14 protein-coding genes are annotated in these 18748 nt (G+C 65.6%); 9 read left to right on the top strand and 5 right to left on the bottom strand.

All coding sequences use genetic code 11. From position 1 onward, the window contains the following. Positions 1–21: 21 nt before the first annotated feature. Entirely contained in the window at positions 22–318 is a 297-nt protein-coding gene (locus EGM87_RS21110) for a response regulator transcription factor (protein ID WP_025549227.1), read from the bottom strand. A gap of 356 nt (positions 319–674) precedes the next feature. Here EGM87_RS21110 and EGM87_RS21105 point away from each other — a divergent pair, with 356 nt between their 5' ends. Continuing rightward, a complete protein-coding gene (locus EGM87_RS21105; protein ID WP_137708894.1) occupies positions 675–2021 on the top strand; it encodes a GntT/GntP/DsdX family permease in 1347 nt (448 codons plus the stop codon). Positions 2022–2064: 43 nt separating this feature from the next. Then, a complete protein-coding gene (locus EGM87_RS21100) occupies positions 2065–2742 on the top strand; it encodes a FadR/GntR family transcriptional regulator (protein WP_044661134.1) in 678 nt (225 codons plus the stop codon). Positions 2743–2748: 6 nt separating this feature from the next. On the opposite strand, the gene EGM87_RS21095 is transcribed toward EGM87_RS21100, so the two are convergent. Next, positions 2749–3279 (bottom strand): gluconokinase, encoded by a 531-nt coding sequence (locus EGM87_RS21095; protein ID WP_025549225.1) that lies wholly within the window; start codon positions 3277–3279, stop codon positions 2749–2751. A gap of 172 nt (positions 3280–3451) precedes the next feature. On the opposite strand from EGM87_RS21095, the gene EGM87_RS21090 reads away from it, so the two are divergent. The 3 genes from EGM87_RS21090 to EGM87_RS21080 all read left to right on the top strand — a co-directional run bounded on the left by EGM87_RS21090 (position 3452) and on the right by EGM87_RS21080 (position 12723). After that, the gene (locus EGM87_RS21090; protein WP_137708895.1) at positions 3452–6496 is read left to right on the top strand and encodes a glycosyl hydrolase family 28-related protein; all 3045 of its coding nucleotides are present in this window, start codon (positions 3452–3454) and stop codon (positions 6494–6496) included. A gap of 137 nt (positions 6497–6633) precedes the next feature. After that, a complete protein-coding gene (locus EGM87_RS21085; RefSeq protein WP_103000490.1) occupies positions 6634–9603 on the top strand; it encodes a TonB-dependent receptor plug domain-containing protein in 2970 nt (989 codons plus the stop codon). A 69-nt stretch (positions 9604–9672) separates the two neighbouring features. Next, complete coding sequence (locus EGM87_RS21080; protein ID WP_103000508.1) at positions 9673–12723, top strand: glycosyl hydrolase family 28-related protein; 3051 nt, start codon at positions 9673–9675, stop codon at positions 12721–12723. Here EGM87_RS21080 and EGM87_RS21075 read toward each other — a convergent pair. Then, on the bottom strand, positions 12671–13636 hold the full coding sequence (locus EGM87_RS21075) for an AraC family transcriptional regulator (protein WP_137708896.1): 966 nt from the start codon (positions 13634–13636) through the stop codon (positions 12671–12673). The two genes, EGM87_RS21080 and EGM87_RS21075, sit on opposite strands and share 53 nt — an antisense overlap. Before the next feature lie 97 nt (positions 13637–13733). Here EGM87_RS21075 and EGM87_RS21070 point away from each other — a divergent pair, with 97 nt between their 5' ends. Further along, complete coding sequence (locus EGM87_RS21070; RefSeq protein WP_025549220.1) at positions 13734–14483, top strand: SDR family oxidoreductase; 750 nt, start codon at positions 13734–13736, stop codon at positions 14481–14483. Here the strand turns inward: EGM87_RS21070 and EGM87_RS21065 are convergent. Together EGM87_RS21065 and EGM87_RS21060 are read right to left on the bottom strand one after the other, a co-directional pair. Continuing rightward, on the bottom strand, positions 14429–15376 hold the full coding sequence (locus EGM87_RS21065; protein WP_229742664.1) for a DMT family transporter: 948 nt from the start codon (positions 15374–15376) through the stop codon (positions 14429–14431). The two genes, EGM87_RS21070 and EGM87_RS21065, sit on opposite strands and share 55 nt — an antisense overlap. 252 nt (positions 15377–15628) lie before the next feature. Next, positions 15629–16228 carry a helix-turn-helix transcriptional regulator gene (locus EGM87_RS21060; RefSeq protein ID WP_025549219.1) on the bottom strand — a complete coding sequence of 200 codons (600 nt, stop codon included), beginning with the start codon at positions 16226–16228 and terminating at the stop codon, positions 15629–15631. Between the two features lie 420 nt (positions 16229–16648). Between EGM87_RS21060 and EGM87_RS21055 the strand changes: the two genes are divergently transcribed. From EGM87_RS21055 to EGM87_RS21045, 3 genes are all read left to right on the top strand, one after another. Next, a complete protein-coding gene (locus EGM87_RS21055; RefSeq protein ID WP_044661138.1) occupies positions 16649–17194 on the top strand; it encodes a spore coat protein U domain-containing protein in 546 nt (181 codons plus the stop codon). Between the two features lie 87 nt (positions 17195–17281). Continuing rightward, entirely contained in the window at positions 17282–17854 is a 573-nt protein-coding gene (locus EGM87_RS21050; protein WP_025549217.1) for a spore coat protein U domain-containing protein, read from the top strand. An 82-nt stretch (positions 17855–17936) separates the two neighbouring features. Beyond that, positions 17937–18728, top strand: coding sequence for a fimbrial biogenesis chaperone (locus EGM87_RS21045; protein ID WP_025549215.1), 792 nt, complete (start codon positions 17937–17939; stop codon positions 18726–18728). Positions 18729–18748 lie beyond the last annotated feature (20 nt).

The following is an 18748-nucleotide window of genomic DNA, read 5'->3' as shown; positions in this document are numbered from 1 at the left end:
TTCTGGAGGATGAATGAGGGGTCAGTCGGCGGCGCGGCCAAGCGCGGGGCGCAGCCAGCCCAGATTGCGCGCGACGATGGCCGCCTGGGTGCGGTTGCGGACGTTCAGCTTCCGCATCAGCGCCGTCATATGAACCTTCACCGTGGCTTCGGCCATGCCCAGTTCATAGGCGATCTGCTTGTTCAGCAGGCCCGAATGAACGCAGCGCAGAACCTTCATCTGGGTGGGGGTGAGCTGGGGCGGTTCGGCCGTCCTGATGCCCTGGGGCCTCTGATCCTGATGACCGAGGCTGTCATGCAGATCCAGCGCGATGTGCATCCTCTCTCTCCCTGTTTTGCCGGGCGCTGTCCTGCCCGGCGCTATTCTACCCGGCCTATTCCGCCAGGCTTGCCGCGGCAGCGCGGTTCGCGCACTGCCATGTCGGATTCGATAACGCTAACATACCGGAATCGGTCAGACAGCTTCAAGCGAAAAATGCGATATACGACCCCATATCTGTGGTTTTGCGCTGAAATCATGGCTATGACCTGTCTAACAGGTTTAAGCAGCGGCTGATCTCCGCATGGCCCTATCACCATATAGAAGAGAGGGGAGAGGATGGCGTTAACATCAGTTATGGCGGCGGTGGCTCCTCATCCGCCGGTCGCCCGCGTCGGTGCGGGAGCAGGCGCCGCATGAGCCCGGCGGACTATCGGCTGATCTTCTCGGCCATTGCCGGCATCGCGCTCTCCATCACGCTCATCATCCGGGGGCGGCTGCATCCGTTCGTGGGCCTGCTCTGCGGCGCCTTCACCGTGGGGCTGCTGGCGGGCCTGCCGATGGAGGAAACCGCAAAGGCGGTGGAGAAGGGCGCGGGCGCCATCCTGGGCGGCACGGGCCTTGTCGTCGCGCTTGGCCTCGGCCTTGGCGCGATGCTCCAACTGTCGGACGGCGCAGGCGGACTCGCGCGCGCTGCGCTGCGCATTTCAGGCATTGGGGGCGCGCCCTGGGCCAGCCTTTTCACCGCCATCGTGATCGGTCTGCCCCTCTTCTTCGAAACGGGGCTGGTGCTGCTGCTGCCGATCGTCGCTTCGGCGGCGGCGGCCTTGCCCAATGGGCAGAACAACGACACGGCCAAGCTCCGCCTGATGCTGCCCGCCCTGTCGGGCCTGTCGGTGGTCCATGCGCTGGTGCCGCCGCATCCCGGCCCGTTGCTGGCCGTGAACGCGCTGGGCGCCAATCTGGGCCTGACGCTGGTCTATGGCCTGATCGTCGGCATCCCCACCGCCATCATCGCCGGCCCGCTGCTGGCCCGCTTCACCGCGCCCGGCGTGAAGCTCAGTCCGCCGCTGCTCGATCCCGTGCGCGTCGATGTCGCGACTCCTTCCGTCGGCCGCGCACTGGCGGCCGTGCTGCTGCCGGTCGTGCTGATCGCGGCGGGGCAGGCGGTCGCGCTGATGCCGCCGGACATGGCGGCGCTGTTCCACTGGCTGAGCTGGATCAGCGATCCGGTCGTCGCGCTGCTCGTGGCGGTGCTTGTCGCATTGCCGCTGCTGTTCGGGCGACGCATCGCCGACCGCAGTATCCAGAACGCCATCTGGACGGAGGCGATGACGCCCGCCGGGGGCATCATCCTGGCCATCGGCGCGGGCGGCGCGCTGAAGCAGGTGCTGGTGACGGCGGGGCTTTCCGACATGCTGGTGCGGCTGGCGCAGGGCGGCGCGATCTCCCCGATCCTGCTTGCCTGGGGCGTGTCCGTCTGCATTCGCCTGGCGACCGGTTCGGCCACGGTGGCGACGATCACCACGGCAGGCGTCATGGAGGGGCTGGTCGCCGCATCCGGCGTGCAACCCGAATGGATGGTCCTTGCCATCGGCGCGGGTTCGCTGTTCTTCTCGCACGTCAACGATCCCGGTTTCTGGCTCGTGAAAAGCTATCTTGGCACCGACATGCCCGGCACTTTCAAGACCTGGTCGATCATGGAGACAGTCGTCGCCGTCGTCGGCCTGCTGCTGGTGCTGGCGGCGAGCAGTATCTTCTAGCAAGGGGGGCAGCCATGACTTCGACAGACAGGCAGGTGTCCCGATGACGCAGGCGCGGCTTTCCGACCATGCCTATGCCGGCATTGTAGAGATCATCAAGGCGGAAGGTCTGGAGGTCGGTGAACGCCTGCCCTCCGAATCGCGGCTGGCGGAGATGTTCGGCGTCTCCCGCGCCATCGTGCGGGAAGCTTTGGTGCGGCTGGCGTCGGACGGCATAACGGAGGCGCGGCGGGGCGCCGGCTCCTTCGTCAAGAGCCGCCCGTCGGAACGGCTGACGGCCTTCATGCCGCTCAGCGAACTGCCGACGACGCTCGGCAGCTATGAGGTGCGCTTCGTGCTGGAGGCGGAGGCCGCGCGCCTCGCCGCCACCCGGCGGACGGGGCATGAAATGGCGCATATCGAAGAAGGGCTGGCGCTGTTGAGCCAGGCCCTGCTGTCCAGCGAGCCCGCCCATGCCGAGGATATGGAACTGCACCGCCGCATTGCGGAAGCGACCGGCAATCCGGCCTTCGTCATCACCTTCGATGCGCTATACGGCGATGTAGAGAAGATCATGCGGGCGGGCGTCGACATCTCCCGCTCCCGCCCGCCGGAGGTGATCGCGACCATGCTGCGCGAGCATGAGCTGATCGTCGACGCGATCCGCGCCCAGGACCCGGAGGGCGCCGCGCTCGCGATGCGCTGGCATTTGTGGGAAGGACGCCGCCGCCTGATGCCGTGAAGCCAATCAGCGCAGCCAGTCCAGCGTCAGATCGCGCAGCGCGCCGGGCGGCGTGTCGGTGGTCAGGATCATCGCGCCCTCGTCCGGCTGCGGCCGTTCCAGCGTCGCCAACTGGCTGTCCAGCAGGCTGGCGGGCATATAATGGCCGGGGCGGTTGCAAAGGCGCGCCAGCAACTGGTCCCGGCTGTTTTCCAGCAGGACAAAACGCACAGGCGCGCCGATCGCCGTGCGCAGCCGGTCGCGATAGCTTCTGCGCAGCGCCGAGCAGGCAAGGACCGCCGCGCCGTTCGCCGCTATCGCATCCGCCGCCGCTTGCCCCAGACGGTCGAGCCAGGGCCAGCGATCCTCGTCGGTCAGCGCCCGCCCGCCGCGCATCTTCTCCACCGCATCGGTCGAGTGGAAACTGTCGCCCTCCAGAAAGGGACAGGCCAGCGCTTCGGCCAGCAGGGCGCCCAGCGTCGACTTGCCGCAGCCGCTGACGCCCATGACGATGACGGCGAGCGGCAAGGAGGGGGCAGGATCGGCGGATGATGGCAAAATGGCGTCCCTGGCAGGCGGGCGATGGCGCCCTGATGACGCACCGCCCCGATGTCCCTTCGCTATAGCTTTGCCGGCAGAGGCATGAAAACTACGACCTTTGTCGCAAGTGCCAAGCGCCGGCCCCGGCCTTAGCCATGGGTCGAGGCGACAACTATTTCGGGAGACGGTGATGATCGGACGCGCCATGATGGCGGCTCTGCTGGCGGCGACGGCCCTGGCGGGGGCCGAACAGGCACAGGCGGAGCAGGCATCCTCCGCGGGCCGCTCGGTCTTCCCCCTTGCCCCCGACGAACCCGATGCCGTCACCGTCAGGGCGAAGGGCGACGGCCGCGCGGACGACAGCGCGGCGATCCAGCAGGCGCTCGACAAGGCGCGGGACAGGACCGGCCATGGCATCGTCTTCCTGCCGTCCGGCACCTATCGCATCACGCGCACGCTGGTGATCCCGGCGGGCGTGCGCGTCTATGGCGTGGGGCCGACGCGCCCCGTGATCCTGCTGGGCGCCAATACGCCCGGGTTCCAGCAGGGCGTGTCGACCATGATCGTCTTCGGCGGCGGCGACCAGTATAATGTCGGCCAGGTGCCCGTGCCGGTGCCGACCGTCGTCCCGCGCGAAAAGGTGGTGCGCGACGCCAATTCAGGCACTTTCTATTCCTCGATGAGCAATGTCGACATAGAGATCGCGCCGGGCAATCCGGCGGCGGCGGGCGTGCGCTTCCGCATGGCGCAGCATGCCTTCCTCAGCCATATGGAATTCCGCCTCGGCACCGCCTTTGCGGGCGTCTATCAGGCGGGCAACGTCATCGAAAATGTCCATTTCCAGGGCGGCCGCTATGGCATCGTGACGGAAAAGACCTCGCCCGCCTGGCAGTTCACCCTGCTCGATTCCACCTTCGACGGCCAGCGCGACGCCGCCATCCGGGAACATGAGGTGGACCTGACGCTGGTCAATGTCGCGATCCGCAACACGCCCGTCGGGATCGAGATCGACCGGGGCTATGGCGACAGCCTGTGGGGCAAGGATGTCCGATTCGAAAATGTGTCGAAGGCGGGCGTCATCATCTCCAATGAGAAGAATGTCTTCACCCAGGTCGGCTTCGAAAATGCGCTGGCGGTGAACAGCCCGGTCTTCGCGCGCTTCCGCGACAGCGGGCAGGCGGTGAACGGCAAGGGCAGGGCCTATAGGGTGGCGTCCTTCTCCTACGGCCTCGCCGTGCCCACGCTCGGACGGACGGGCGAGTACAGGACGGAGGCGGAGGTGGAGGCGCTGCCCGCCATGCCCGCGCCCAGGACGCCCGCCATCCGCGACCTTCCGGATATGGCGCAATGGGTCAACGTCCGCACGCTGGGCGCGATGGGCGACGGCAGGGCGGACGACACCGCCGCGATCCAGAAGGCGATCGACAGCCACCGCATCCTCTATTTCCCGACCGGCTTCTACAAGGTCACCGACCGGTTGAAACTGCGCCCGGACAGCGTGCTGATCGGCCTGCACCCGGCGATCACGCAGCTTTATATTCCGGACAACAATCCCGGACATGCCGGCCTCGGCACGGTGCTCCCCATATTGGAAAGCCCCAGGGGCGGCGACAATATCCTGTCCGGCCTCGGCCTCTTCACCGGCCGCGTGAACCCACGCGCCTCCGCGCTGCTGTGGCGCTCGGGCGAGAACAGCCTGGTGGACGACGTCAAGATCATGGGCGGCGGCGGCACCCCCACCGCAGACGGCACGATGCTCGGCAGCCTGCGGGTCCACACCGGCGATCCCGTCACGGACGACCGGCTGGACGCGCAATATCCCAGCATCTGGGTCACGGACGGGGGCGGCGGCACCTTCGTCGATGTGTGGAGCCCCAACAGCTTCGCGCAGGCGGGTTTCTATGTCACGGACACCCGCACGCCGGGCCATGTCTATGAAATGTCGGTCGAACATCATGCCCGCAATGAATTCGTGCTCGACAATGTGCATAATTGGGAGTTCCTGGCGCCCCAGACCGAACAGGAAGTGGGCGACGGGCCCGACGCCATCTCGCTCGACATCCGCAATTCCAGCAACCTGCTGTTCGCCAATTATCATGGCTATCGGGTCACGCGCACCTATGCGCCGGAGGAAAGCGCGGTGAAGCTCGCCAATTCGGGCGACATCCGCTTCCGCAACGTCCACATCAACGCCGAAAGCGGCTATGCCACCTGCGACGACGAAGGCTGCGGCACCTTCCTGCGGGCAAGCAAATATCCGTTCGACAATGCGATAGAGGATGTGACGCGCAAGCTGTTCGTGCGGGAAAGGGAGTTTGCGAAGCTCGACATCGGACCGGCGGGCAGCACCATCCCTGCGCCGCCGCCCGGCGGCACGAAGGTCGATAAGCTGGAGGACGGCTTCTGGTCGATCTCCGGCGCGGCGGTGGACCCGCAGGGCGCGCTCTATTTCATCGACCGCCGGTTCCAGCGCATCCACCGCTGGAGCGAGGACAAGGGGCTGGAGATCGTGCGCGACCATGCGCTCGACCCGGTGAACCTTGCCATCGACGCATCGGGCCATGTGATGGTGCTGTCCTCCCTGGGGCCGAAGGCGGGCGTCTATTCCTTCGATCCGGCGGGGCCGAAGGATGCGATGACGCTGATCCGGCCCACTCCGGTGCGCAACGCCGCCGCCGCCCGGACATTGCTGCCGGTCAACTGGTGGAACAATGGCGAGTTTCGCGACCAGCTCGACTTCGGGACCTATCGGTTCACCACATTGGCGGAGATGTTCGCACGCGACGTGGGAACGCCCAAGGCGCAGGAATATCTGTCCCCCGACGGCAGCCTGTCGCTGCCCGCCTTCCGCACCTGGCAGCAGGGGCCGGTCGACCACAGCGGCTGGCGCTGGTCCGACAGCCTCAACGCTTATGGTTTCGTGTCGGGCAAGCCGGGCGAGCGCCTGTTCGTCACCAATGCGTCGGAAAATGTCACCTATAGCGGCACGGTGGGCGCGGGCGGCGCGCTGACCGATCTTCGCCGCTTCGCCAATCGCGGCGGGGAAAGCGTGGCCGTGGACGGACGGGGCCGCGTCTATGTCGCGAACGGGCAGATCTTCGTCTATGGGCCGGACGGCGGGGAAAGCGGCCGGATCGACGTGCCCGATCGTCCGTTGCAGATCCTGTTCGGGGGCCCGGACAGGCGCACGCTGTTCATCCTGACGCACCACGCCCTCTACGCGGCGAAGCCGTAGGAAAACGCCCCCACGGCGCGCCTACGACCTATGTCGTAAGTGCGGCGCGGCGGGCCGGGGGCTAATCTTTGCGGCATCGCCGGGCATGGGCGCAGCCGGCCGGCAACGGGCGGCCAGATATAAAAGGGGAAGGATCAATGAAAGTGACGATCGCAATCCATCGACATCTGGCCGGCGTCAGCCTCGCGGCGGTGGCGAGCATGGCTCTGGCCGGCGCGGCCCGGGCCCAGGACGCGGCCACGCCGCCGACGGCCGCGCCCCAGGCGCAGACGGAGGATGCGGGCGCGGCGCGCAATGCCGACATCGTCGTCACCGGGTCGCGCATCACGACCAGCGGCTTCAACGCGCCCACGCCGACCACGGTGATCGGTGAGGAGCAGATCGCCAACAATGCGCAGCCCAATATCTTCAACACCGTCGCCCAATTGCCTTCGTTGCAGGGATCGACCGGCGCGTCGACCGGCACCTTCAGCACGTCGAGCGGCCAGCAGGGCCTCAGCTCCTTCTCCCTGCGCGGCCTGGGCCCGATCCGCACCCTGACCCTGCTCGACGGCCAGCGCGTCGTCGGCGCGAACGTCACCGGCGTTCCCGACATCAGCATGTTCCCGCAGCTTCTGGTGAAGCGCGTCGACGTGGTGACGGGGGGCGCGTCGGCCTCCTACGGCTCCGATGCGGTCGGCGGCGTCGTCAACTTCATCACCGACACCCGTTTCGAAGGGTTCAAGGGCAATATCCTTGGCAGCATCACCAAATATGGCGACGATGAAACCGCGCTGGTGCAGGCGGCCTGGGGCAAGTCCTTCCTCGACGATCGCCTGCATGTCGTGCTGAGCGGCGAATATGACCATGAAGGCGGCGTGGGCGCCGGCGACTTCGGCACGGACCTCGCCGGCAGCCGCGACTGGTATCGCGCGACGACGCTGATGAACACCGGCCAGCTCAACAACGGCCTGCCGCAGTTCAACTATCGCGACTATGCACAGCCCTATCAATATGCGCGCTACGGCCTCATCAACAACGGCCCGTTGCAGGGCATCGCCTTCGACCGGAACGGCACGCCCTATAATTTCAACTATGGTTCGGGCGGCCAGCCGCTCGGCAACGGCCAGGTCAGCAACTGCTTCCGCGGCAACAGCTTCTGCCAGGGCGGCGACCTGTCGGGCGCGCCGGGTTCGGGCGCCTCTCTGAAATCGGCGCTGGAGCGCATCAACGGCTACACCCGGATCGGCTACGACTTCGCCGACGACAATGAAGCCTATGTGACGGTCAATGTCGCGCAGGTGAAGACCAGCAACCAGCCCAGCCCCGGCTATAACCGGCCCAGCCTGACCGTCCAGTGCGCCAACCCGTTCCTGCCGCAACTGGTGCGCGACCGCTGCGCCACGGCGGGCATCACGGAATTCAGCTTCGGCAGCAGCAACGGCGCCTTCCCCGATCCCCGGGTGCACACCGACCGCAGGCAATATCGCTTCGTCGGCGGGCTGAAGGGCAAGATCGGCGTCGGCGGAACGGACTGGAACTATGACGCCTATTATGAACATGGCATCACCATTTCCGACATCAGGGTGCGGGACATCGTCCTCCAGAACCGCTATGTCGCCGCAACCAATGCGATCACGCTCAACGGCGCCGTCGTCTGCGCCGATCCGGCGGCGCGGGCGGCGGGTTGCCAGCCGATCAACATCTTCGGCGGCTTCACCCCTTCGGATGCGGCGCTGGCCTATGTCGCGCCGCATGAGAACGGACCGTTCCAGCATACGAAGCTGACGCAGGACGTCGCCAGCCTCAACTTCTCGGGCAATCCGTTCGAACTGTGGGCTGGGCCGGTCTCGGTCGCGTTCGGCGGCGAATATCGCCGCGAATTCTATCGCGTGAACGCCGATCCCTATGGCGCGGGCGTTTCGCCGCTCAGCCCCAACAGCCCCGACTATCCGGCCGATCCGCTGCTCAATTCGACGCTGGGCAGCAACTGGGCGGCCGGCAACTACAAGAACGGGCGCGGCAAATATGAAGTGTGGGAAGGCTATCTCGAAGTCGACCTGCCGCTGATCGACAGCGACGCCATGGGCCGCGCGAACCTCAACGGCGCGGCGCGCGTCACCAACTACAGCACGTCGGGCACGGTCTGGACGTGGAAGGTCGGCGGCACCTGGGACACGCCGCTCGACGGCATCCGCCTGCGCGCCGTGACCTCGCGCGACGTGCGCGCGCCGAACCTGTCGGAACTTTTCGCGGCGCCCACGGTGACGACGCTGCCCAACTTCAACGATCCCTTCCGCAACCAGGCGGTGCAGGTGTTCCAGAACACCATCGGCAACACCAATCTGAAGCCGGAAGTGGCCCGCAACACCGAACTCGGCATCGTGCTGGCGCGGCCGTCATGGCTTCCCGGCCTCAGCCTCTCCTTCGACTATTACAACATCAAGCTCAGCGGCGTGGTCTCCACCCTGTCGGCGGACCAGATCGTCCGCTTCTGCTTCGAGGGCAACCAGGCCTTCTGCGGCGGCTTCCAGCTCGACGGGCCGCAGGGCACCAATTTCGTCAATGTCCAGCCCTTCAACCTCGCTTCCTGGAAGACCAGCGGCTTCGACATAGAGGCAAGCTATCAGTGGCAGCAGCCGCTGGGCCTGCCGGGCAGCTTCACCGTCCGGGCGCTGGGCACGCATATCCGCAAGTTCATCGTCAATGCGGGCATTGCGGGCGTCGACCCGGTCGATCAGGCGGGCGCCAACAACGGCAATACGCCGGACTGGAAATGGCTGGCGGTCCAGACCTACGACAGCGGCCGGTTCAGCTTCACGGTGCAGGAACGCTGGATCAGCGACGGCACCTTCGGCAATCAATATGTCGTCTGCCAGTCGTCCTGCCCGGCCTCGACCACGAACCACCCGACCATCGACTATAACCGGATGAAGGGCGCCTTCTACGTCGACATCGGCGCGACCTTCAAGTTCGGCGAAAACCTGTCGATCTACGGCAAGGTGGACAATCTGTTCGACAAGGACCCGGTCGCCGCGCCGCAGACCAACACCGGCCTGGACATCAACCCGGCGCTCTACGACACGCTGGGCCGCATCTACCGCGCGGGGGTTCGCTTCAACTTCTGATCTGCCACTCTCTCCCCCACCTCGTCCCGGCCTTCACCGGCCGGGACTTCTTGTAACTGGAGTATGTCGATGGTTCGTGGATTGAGCGGGGCCTGCGCGTCGGTGCTGCTGTTGCTGGCGGCGGCTGTACCCGCTCACGCTTCTCCATCCGTCTATACCGTTGCGCCCGACGAGCCGCGCGCCGTCACCGTCAAGGGCGCGGGGGACGGCCGGGCGGACGACAGCGCGGCGATCCAGCGCGCCATCGACGCGGCGGCGGAAAAGGGCGGCGGCGGCATCGTCTTCCTGCCGGCCGGCACCTATCGCATCAGCCGGACGATCTTCCTCTGGCCGGGCGTCCGCATCTTCGGCATCGGGGAAAGGCGCCCGGTCATCCTGCTCGGCCGGAACACGCCGGGCTTCCAGCGCGGCGTCGCCCATATGCTGATGTTCACCGGCAGCAAGCGCCAGACCGACCGGGACACGCCGCCCGCCGCCTTCCCCCCGGCGGGCAGCGTGCCGTTCAACAGGACCATCGCGGACGCCAATCCCGGCACCTTCTATTCTGCGCTCGGCAATATCGACTTCCGCATCATGGACGGCAATCCGGCGGCCACCGCGATCCGCTTCCACTCCGCCCAGCACAGCTTCGTCAGCCATGCCGATTTCGACATCGGCTCGGGCCTCGCCGGCCTCTACCATGTGGCGAATGAAGCGGAAGACCTGCATTTCCGGGGCGGGCGCTACGGCATCCTCGCGGAAAAGCCGTCCCCCGCCTGGGGCTTCGCGCTGGTCGACGCGACGTTCGAGGGACAGCGCGACGCCGCCATCCGCGAGCATGAGGCCGGCCTGACGATGGTCAACGTCGCCTTCCGCAACGTGCCGGTCGGGATAGAGATCGACCGGGGCTATGGCGACTGGCTCTGGGGCCAGGACCTCCGGTTCGAGAATGTGGCCAAGGCGGGCGTCGTCATCTCGAACGAGAAGAATGTCTATACCCAGATCGGCTTCCAGAATGTGCTGGCGGCCAACACCCCCACCTTCGCCCGTTTCCGCGAAAGCGGCCGCACCGTCGCTGGCAGGGGGCAGAACTACAGGATCGCCTCCTTCACCCACGGCCTGACGCTGCCGGGCGTCGGCCGCATGGGCGAGTACCGGACGGACATGCAGGCGGAAGCCATGGGCGCGCTGCCGGCCCCGTCCGCTCCCGCCATCCGCCCCTTGCCGCCCGTCCCGGAATGGGTGAACGCCCGCACGCTCGGCGCCAAGGGCGACGACAGGACCGACGACACCGCCGCCATCCAGAAGGCGATCGACAGCCACCGCGTCGTCTATCTGCCCGCCGGCTTCTATCATGTCAGCGACACGCTGCGCCTGCGTCCCGATACGGTGCTGCTGGGCCTGCACCCCAGCCTGACGCAGATCGTGCTGCCCGACGGCGCGCCCGGCTGGGCAGGGGTGGGCGCGCCCAAGGCGCTGGTGGAAAGCGCGAAGGGCGGCGATGCGATCGTCGCGGGCCTCGGCCTCAACACCAACGGCGCCAATCCGCGCGCCACGGCGCTGCTGTGGAAGGCCGGCGCCCACTCCATGGTCAACGACGTCAAGTTCCAGGGTGGCCACGGCACCGACCGCTTCGACGGCAGCCGGGTCAATCCCTACAACAACAATGCCACCGGCGATCCCGATTCCGCCCGACGCTGGGCCGGCCAATATGCCAGCCTCTGGGTGACGCAGGGCGGCGGCGGCACCTTCGCCAATATCTGGAGCCCCAGCACCTTCGGCCATCCCGGCATCCTGATCTCCGACACGGAAACGCCCGGCCGCCTCATCCAGGCGTCGGTCGAGCATCATGTCCGCACGGAAATCGGCCTGAACCGCGTCGCCAACTGGGAACTGCTCGCGCCGCAGACGGAGGGTGAAGCGGGAGAGAGCGGCGACGCCGTGGCGCTGGAAATCAGGGACTCGCGCAACATATTGGTCGCCAATTTCCACGGCTATCGCGTCACCCGCACCAGGGAGCCCGCACCCGCCGCCATTACCCTCTATAATTCCCATGACATCCGTTTCCGCAACGTCCATGTGAATGGCGAAAGCGGCCTTGGCACCTGCGACGAAAATGGCTGCGCGACCTTCCTGCGGCTCACCAAATTCCCGTTCGAAAACGCCATTCGCGACGTCACCCATGGGCTGGACGTTCGCGAACGGGAGTTCGCCGTGCTGGACGTCCCCGCCCGGCCGGAGCCGGTGAAGCCCGCCAGCTTCCTGGGCGGCAGGGTGGAGAAACTGGCAGACGGCTTCCATTCGGCGGGCGGCGGCGCGGTGGATGCGCAGGGCCGGCTCTATTTCATCGATCGCCGCTTCCAGCGCATCTGGCGCTGGTCGGACGAAGGCCGGCTGGAGATGGTGCGCGACGCCTCGCTCGATCCGGTCAACCTCAGCATCGACCGTTCCGGCAATCTGCTCGTCCTCTCCTCCTACGGGCGCAACGGCACGGTCTACAGCGTCAGGCCCGGCGCGCCCGACGGCGAGATCAGCGTCATTCCGGCAACGCCCGTCGCGCCCCACGCGGGCAGGGCCACGGTGCTGCCGGTCAACTGGTGGAACAATGGCGAGTTCAGGGACCAGATCGATCCCAGGACCTACGAATTCACGACGCTTGCCCAGATGTTCGCCCGCGACATGGCGGCGCCCAAGGCGCAGGAATATGTCTCGCCCGACGGCAGCATCGCCCTGCCTGCCTTCCGCACCTTCGCGCAGGGTCCGGCCGACCATCGCGGCCTGCGCTTCTCCGATTCGCTCGACAGCTATGGTTTCATCCAGGGGGAGCCGGGCAGGCGCGTCTTCCTCACCAATGGTTCGGAAAACCGCACCTACAGCGGCCTGGTGGGCGCGGGCGGCGCGATCACCGACCTCAGGCCGTTCGCGGATCGCGGTGGGGAGGGGGTCGCGGTGGACCCGCAGGGCCGGGTCTATGTCGCGAACGGGCAGGTCTTCGTCTATGCGCCCGACGGCAGGGAGGTCGGCCGCATCGACGTGCCGGAACGGCCCTTGCAACTGCTCTTCGGCGGGGAAGGCGGCCGAACCCTCTTCATCCTGTCGCACCACGGCCTCTATGCGGTGAAGCCGGGGCGCGGGGGCTAAGCTCCGGACCGCCGCCACCGTGGAGCCGCGCGAAGCTGCCGGGCGGACAGCCCAGCCGCTTGCGGAACGCGGTGCTGAAGGCGCTGGCGGAATCATAGCCGATTTCCTCCGCGATCCGGCCCAGGGACCTGTCGCCCCGCAGCAAGGCGTGTTTGGCGATCGCCATGCGCCAGCGCGCAAGATATTCGATCGGGCCGCAACCCAGCGCCTCACCGAAGCGCGCGGCGAAGGCGGAACGCGACATGCCCGCCACGCTTGCAAGCTGCGCGACGGTCCAGGGCGCGCGCACATCCTCATGCATGGCCCGCAGCGCGCGGGCCAGCGCGGGATCGCGCATCGCGCCCAGCAGGCCCCGATGGTCCGCTTCCCCACCGCCCGGCCGCCAGCGAAGCGCCTCCACCAGCAGCATCTCCAGCAGGCGCCGGGTGATCAGTTCCTTGCCCGGATGGCTGGACAGGCATTCGTCGGCCAGCATCCCGATCAACTGGCCGAAGCGCGTGGCGCGGCCCTGCGCTGCCGGGATATGGATCAGATCGGGAAGCAATGACAGCAGAAGGGGGGCGTTGGCCCGCTCGAACGCGAAGCTGCCGCCCAATGCGATGAAGTCCGGATCGCCTGGCTGATCCCCGTGCCCCACCGCTTCGCCGCGGGGTTCCACCCAGGTGCAGGGAAGACCCGCTTCGCTGCTCAAGGAAAAGGGCGGGGTGGTCGGCATCAGCAGGAAGTCGCCCTGCGCCAGCCGAAGCGGTGCGCCCCCTTCGAAGGCGACCCAGGCTTCCCCCGCAAGGATGATCGTGAAGCCGGGCGCGTCATGCGCGCGATAGCGAACGCCCCACCGCCCGCGCCCCGTGATCGGCTTGGCGATGGCGGCGCTGGGTCCAAGCAAGGCGATGATGTCGCTAAGGGGATCCATGTTATGGACGATCCGTAATCTTATATGGATCATTGATTATAGATCGTCCGAAACGGTCCGTCTATCGGTCATGCATCGACATCGAGCGAGGCAGACGATGAGCAAGACGATCCTGATCACCGGCACTTCTTCGGGCTATGGCAAGGCCACGGCGCTTCATTTCCTCTCGCAGGGATGGAATGTCGTCGCAACCATGCGACGGCCCGACCCGGCCCTGTTCGGCGGCCATTCCGAACGCCTGCGCCTGCTGCCGCTGGACGTCACCAGCGAGGACAGCATAGCCGCGCTGGTCGCGGCCGCCGGCCGGGTCGACATAGTGGTCAACAATGCGGGGATAGGCGGCGTGGGCGCCTTCGAAGCCATGCCGATGAGTCTGGTCCGCCAGCTCTTCGAAACCAACAGCATCGGCACCATGGCGATGTGCCGCGCATTCATACCGCAGATGCGCGAGCGTGGATCGGGCATGATCGTCAACGTGACGTCCACCGTGGCGTTGGGAGCCTTTCCGCTCGCGGCGGCCTATAGCGCGACCAAGCATGCGATCGAGGGATTCACGGCTTCCCTCGCGCATGAACTCGCCTATTTCGGCGTTCAGGTGAAACTGGTCGAGCCGGGCTATGCGCCCACCACCCGCTTCGGCGCGAACGCCATCATCCCCGTGACCGACCTGCTGCCCGGCCGATATGCGGATTTCGCGCAACCGATCCTCGCGGCCTTCGCGTCGCCTGCCCTGACGACCAGAGAGAGCGACGTCGCGCAAGCCGTCTGGACCGCCGTTCATGACGGGACGGGTCAGCTCCGCTTTCCGGCGGGCGCCGACGCGGTGGCGCTGGCGGAGGGACGCTGATCCTGTTCCGGCGAACCCACGCCCCAGCTCAGCAACACCCCGCCCAAGATCATGGCCATGCCGGCAAGATGGTATCCGAACAGCGGTTCCCCAAGGATCAGGGCAGCCAGCACGGCCCCGAACAGCGGCAGCAGGCTGATCGTCTGTCCGGCGGCGCTGGCGCCCACATGGCTGACCGCGGCGTTGAACGACATATAGGCGATGATCGAGGGAAAGATCGCGACATAGGCGATGGCGGCCATCACGCTTCCGTTCCAGTGCATCCGCGCGATCGCCTGCGTCTCGCTCAACGCGCCCATGCCCATCGCCAGCGCGCCGATGGCGAAGGTCACGAACAGAAAGACCAGCGGGGCGATGGGCGGGCGCAGGCGCAGGCAGGCGGTATAGACCGCCCATGCGCCACAGCCGCATAGCACCAGCAGGTCTCCGATGCCCAGGCGCAGCCGCAGGATTTCGGACAGATCGCCCCTGAACACGATGAATGTCACGCCCAGCGTCGACAGCGCAATGCCCGCGACCCGGCGGAGGGGCGCTCTGTCGCCAAAGGCGATGCGGCTCACGATGACGACGAATGTCGGGATCAATCCCTGCAACAACAGGCTGTTGGCCGCCGTCGTGTGGCGAAGGCCCGAATAGAGGAAGCCGTTGAACGCAGCGACGCCGGCCAGCCCCAGGAACAGGATCGTGCGCCAATGGCGGCGGATCAGCGCGCGCTGGGCCATGACGGGACGCCACGCAAAGGGGGCCAGGATCAGCAGCGCCAGCATCCAGCGGCCGAAGGCCAGCGTCAGCGGCGGAATTTCGCCCCGTACCGCGCGGCCGACTATCGCATTGCCCGCCCAGAACGCCATGGTCATGCCCAACATGGCATAGGCCCGCACCTGCAAGTTCAAATCCTGCCGCCCTTTCCTTTGGAGCACGCCGCGTCAAATCGGACGCAGGTCGCGCGCTCCAGTTTTCCGTTGTCGCATCCTTTCAGGCCGAAAACCGGTTCCCACCCTTCGACAGGTTCAGGACAGGCTTTTCTGCACGACGCACGCCAACTTCGGTCAGCCGTTCCTTAGGCGGGCAGGGGCCGAGAGGCCAGCCTGCTTTCGCTCCTGTTTTTCGCGGCCGTCTGCTTCGGCTGGCGGCGGGGCAGCGGGCTATGCCAATATCTTGAACGGCTGCAACTGGGCGAACAATGCCTCGCGGCTCCTCACGCCGGTCTTGGAATAGATGCGGCGGATATGGGTTCTGACCGTTTCCAGGGATATTTCGAGATTTCCCGAAATCTGTTCGGCGTTCATCCCGCTCATCATGGCGCTCAATATCTTATACTCGCCATTGGTGAGCCGATAAATGTCCTTGACGTCGCCCGACACGATCGACTGGTCGATGAAATGTTTGGCGGAAAAGAACATGATGCCGATCTGCTCGCCCTGTTCTCCCCGCCCGCTTGCCCCGATCGGCCTTCCGCGAAGGATGAGATAATCGTCCGCAACGGGTAGAATGACCATGGAGGAAGATGCGTCGGACCCGGCATGGGCGGCGAACAGCTTGAGCCGTGCGTGGTTTTCCGGTTGCAGGGCGAAGAGGCGGCCGTCCTGTTCCTGCAATTCGGACGAATGCTGCAGCAGGGCTGTGGCGGCCCGATTCTGCCAATGCAGCCGCAAGGAGCGATCGATTATCGCGTGCGGAATGGGATCGGCGTCGACCCAGCTCGCAAAAATCGATTCCCCATCCGCGATGGAGCCTTCAGCCACACATACCCCCCCGGCAGCAGCCTCTCAATCTTGATCTATATCGGTCGAATCGACAGCTATTACGTCGGATATAGAGAAATTGAATAAATTGTCCTTAACAAATTAACAGCCCTTTGTCCCGATCTCGTACATGATCGAGGCGATCTGGGTCGATCTGGCGGAAACTATGCCTTTCATCCGCCTGAATCCGCGACTTTGATGATCGAAGGGTAAGATGCGCTTGTTGCCTGTTAACCATTAAAGCGGCGTCATACCCAATATTGAGTATTAACTTTCGTTAGATATATATTAATACTTTCGACCAGCTCCAGGGGTGGGGAAAGAGAGTCGCGCGTCCTCCCTGAAGTTACGGTCCGGAGCAAACCCATTGGAGACGGGGGCGGTTCTGGCCGATTTTCGTAACAGATGGGGAAGTATTCCATGAAGAAGATGATCCTTGCCTCCGCGGCAGCAATGCTTGTCGCGAGTCCGGCCCTTGCGGCCAACTCGGCCACCGACCAGTTCCAGATCAATGCGCAGATCCCCGAAACCTGCACGATGCAGAACGTCAATGACGTGAACCTCGGCGCGCTGAACATTTCCACGACGGCCGGCAATGGCGCCCTGCTGCTCAGCAGCGATGCGACGCAGAACACCAACCAGTTCTGGGTGAGCTGCAACAAGCAGAACCAGATGACCCTGTCCGGTCCCGCGACGCTCCAGGGTTCGCGCGCCTTCCAGGCGGGCGTCGACGACGCCGGCTTCACCGACAAGCTGAACTACCGTGTCGAGGCTCTGAACTATTTCACGAGCGGTGCGCAGCCCAGCTTCTCCAGCGCGCAGGGTGCCCAGAACCAGACCAGCCGTGGTCCCGTTCACCGCCAGGTGCGGCTGGCTGCGAAGGTGCTGTCGTCCGAAAACACGCTGCGCCCGCTGGCCGGCAATTATACTGGCACCGTTACCGTCACCGTCCAGACTGCGCTCTGAGGCATGGCTTGGATCGGGATTCGCAGACGTTCCTGATCCCGTCGCCGCTCTGACGCGCAATCCATTTCAAGATTCAAGGAAATCCTTATGAAGAAGCTCCTTATGGCCGCCACGGCCGCAGCAGTCCTGATGGCCGGCACGCCCGCTTTCGCTGCCAACACCGACAGCGACACCTTCGACATCAACGCATCGGTCGCCAAGACCTGCACGATGGAGAATATCGGTGACATTCAGCTTGGCACCGTCAACGTCAACACCAACGCCGGCAGCACCGCGCTTTTCATCAACGACGTCGCCAGTAGCTCGACGAACTCCTTCTACGTGTCGTGCAACGACACGAACAGCATGACCATCTCGTCGGCCAATGCCGGTCGTCTGACCACCAGCACCCCGCTGACCGGCGCGGATGCGGGCTTCAAGAACACGATCAACTACTCGCTCGCCGCCGACAATTACCGTAATGGCGGCCTGCTGCAGCAGCCCGGTTTCCGCCGTTCGGCGCTGTTCGGCCTGGTCCAGCTCAACAACGGCGCCTCGCGCGGCGCGCTGCATCGCCAGGTCAAGTTCGACGCATTGGTCGATCCTCTGAACAACCTGGATGCTCGCCCCGTGGCTGGCACCTACACCGATACCGTGACGGTCACCGTCACCGCGAGCTGATCGCAGCATATCACGGGAATTGGGGGAGTCGTTCATGGCTTCCCCGATTTCCGCCGTTCATGATCGAGGGGGGAAGAGGACGATGTTCCTCAAATGGGTGAAATTCGTTCTGCCGCTGCTTCTGCTGACGGGCATGGCGACCGGCGCTCAGGCTGCGCGGGTCACGCCGATGTCGGTGGATCTGGAGCCGCAAGGTACGCGGTCCACGGCGCGGATCGAGGTCGCCAATAATGAAGACCGCCAGTTGCCGATGGAAGTGCGCATGTATCGCGGCGTCATCGGGGAACGCGGCGAACTGACGCTGGAGCCCGCCGACGACCGGTTCATGGTCTTCCCGCCCCAGACGCTGATCGCGCCCAACGGCAAGCAGGTCTTCCGCATCCAATATCTGCCGGACGGCCCGCTGACGCAGTCGGAGGTCTATTATGCCGCCGTCAGCCAGATCCCGGTCCAGCTTCCCGCCGAACAGTCGCGCATCCAGGTCGTGATGCGCTTCAACGTGCTCGTCAACGTCGTGCCCGACGGGACGACGCCCGATCCGGTGGTCGCCCAGATCGCACCGATTTCCCGGGAGGTCGAACTTGGTCCGGACGAAAAGGCGCCGGAGGACAAGGATGTTCGCAAGACCAGGACCGAAAACGGTCTGGAAGTGCGCATCGAGAACAAGGGCAATCGCTATTTCCCGGCCGGCCGGTCCGGTTGGACCATCAGCGGCGTCGATGGCGCGGGGAAGCCCTATAGCGCGGAATACAACGCCGCTCAGATGAGCGAAATGATCGGAATGGGAATCGTCGCCCCGGGTCGCGCCCGCGTCTTCTTCATCCCGACTCCGGAAAAGATGGCGGCTGGGGCGACGGTGACGCTGAAGCGCTGATCCATTGAACATGCCCGAGG

The sequence above is a fragment of the Sphingobium sp. RSMS genome, assembly GCF_005406185.4.
Classification (GTDB): Bacteria; Pseudomonadota; Alphaproteobacteria; order Sphingomonadales; family Sphingomonadaceae; genus Sphingobium; species Sphingobium fuliginis.
The sequence above is the reverse complement of the archived record's forward strand: the minus strand, read 5'-3'. Positions and strand labels throughout refer to the sequence as shown.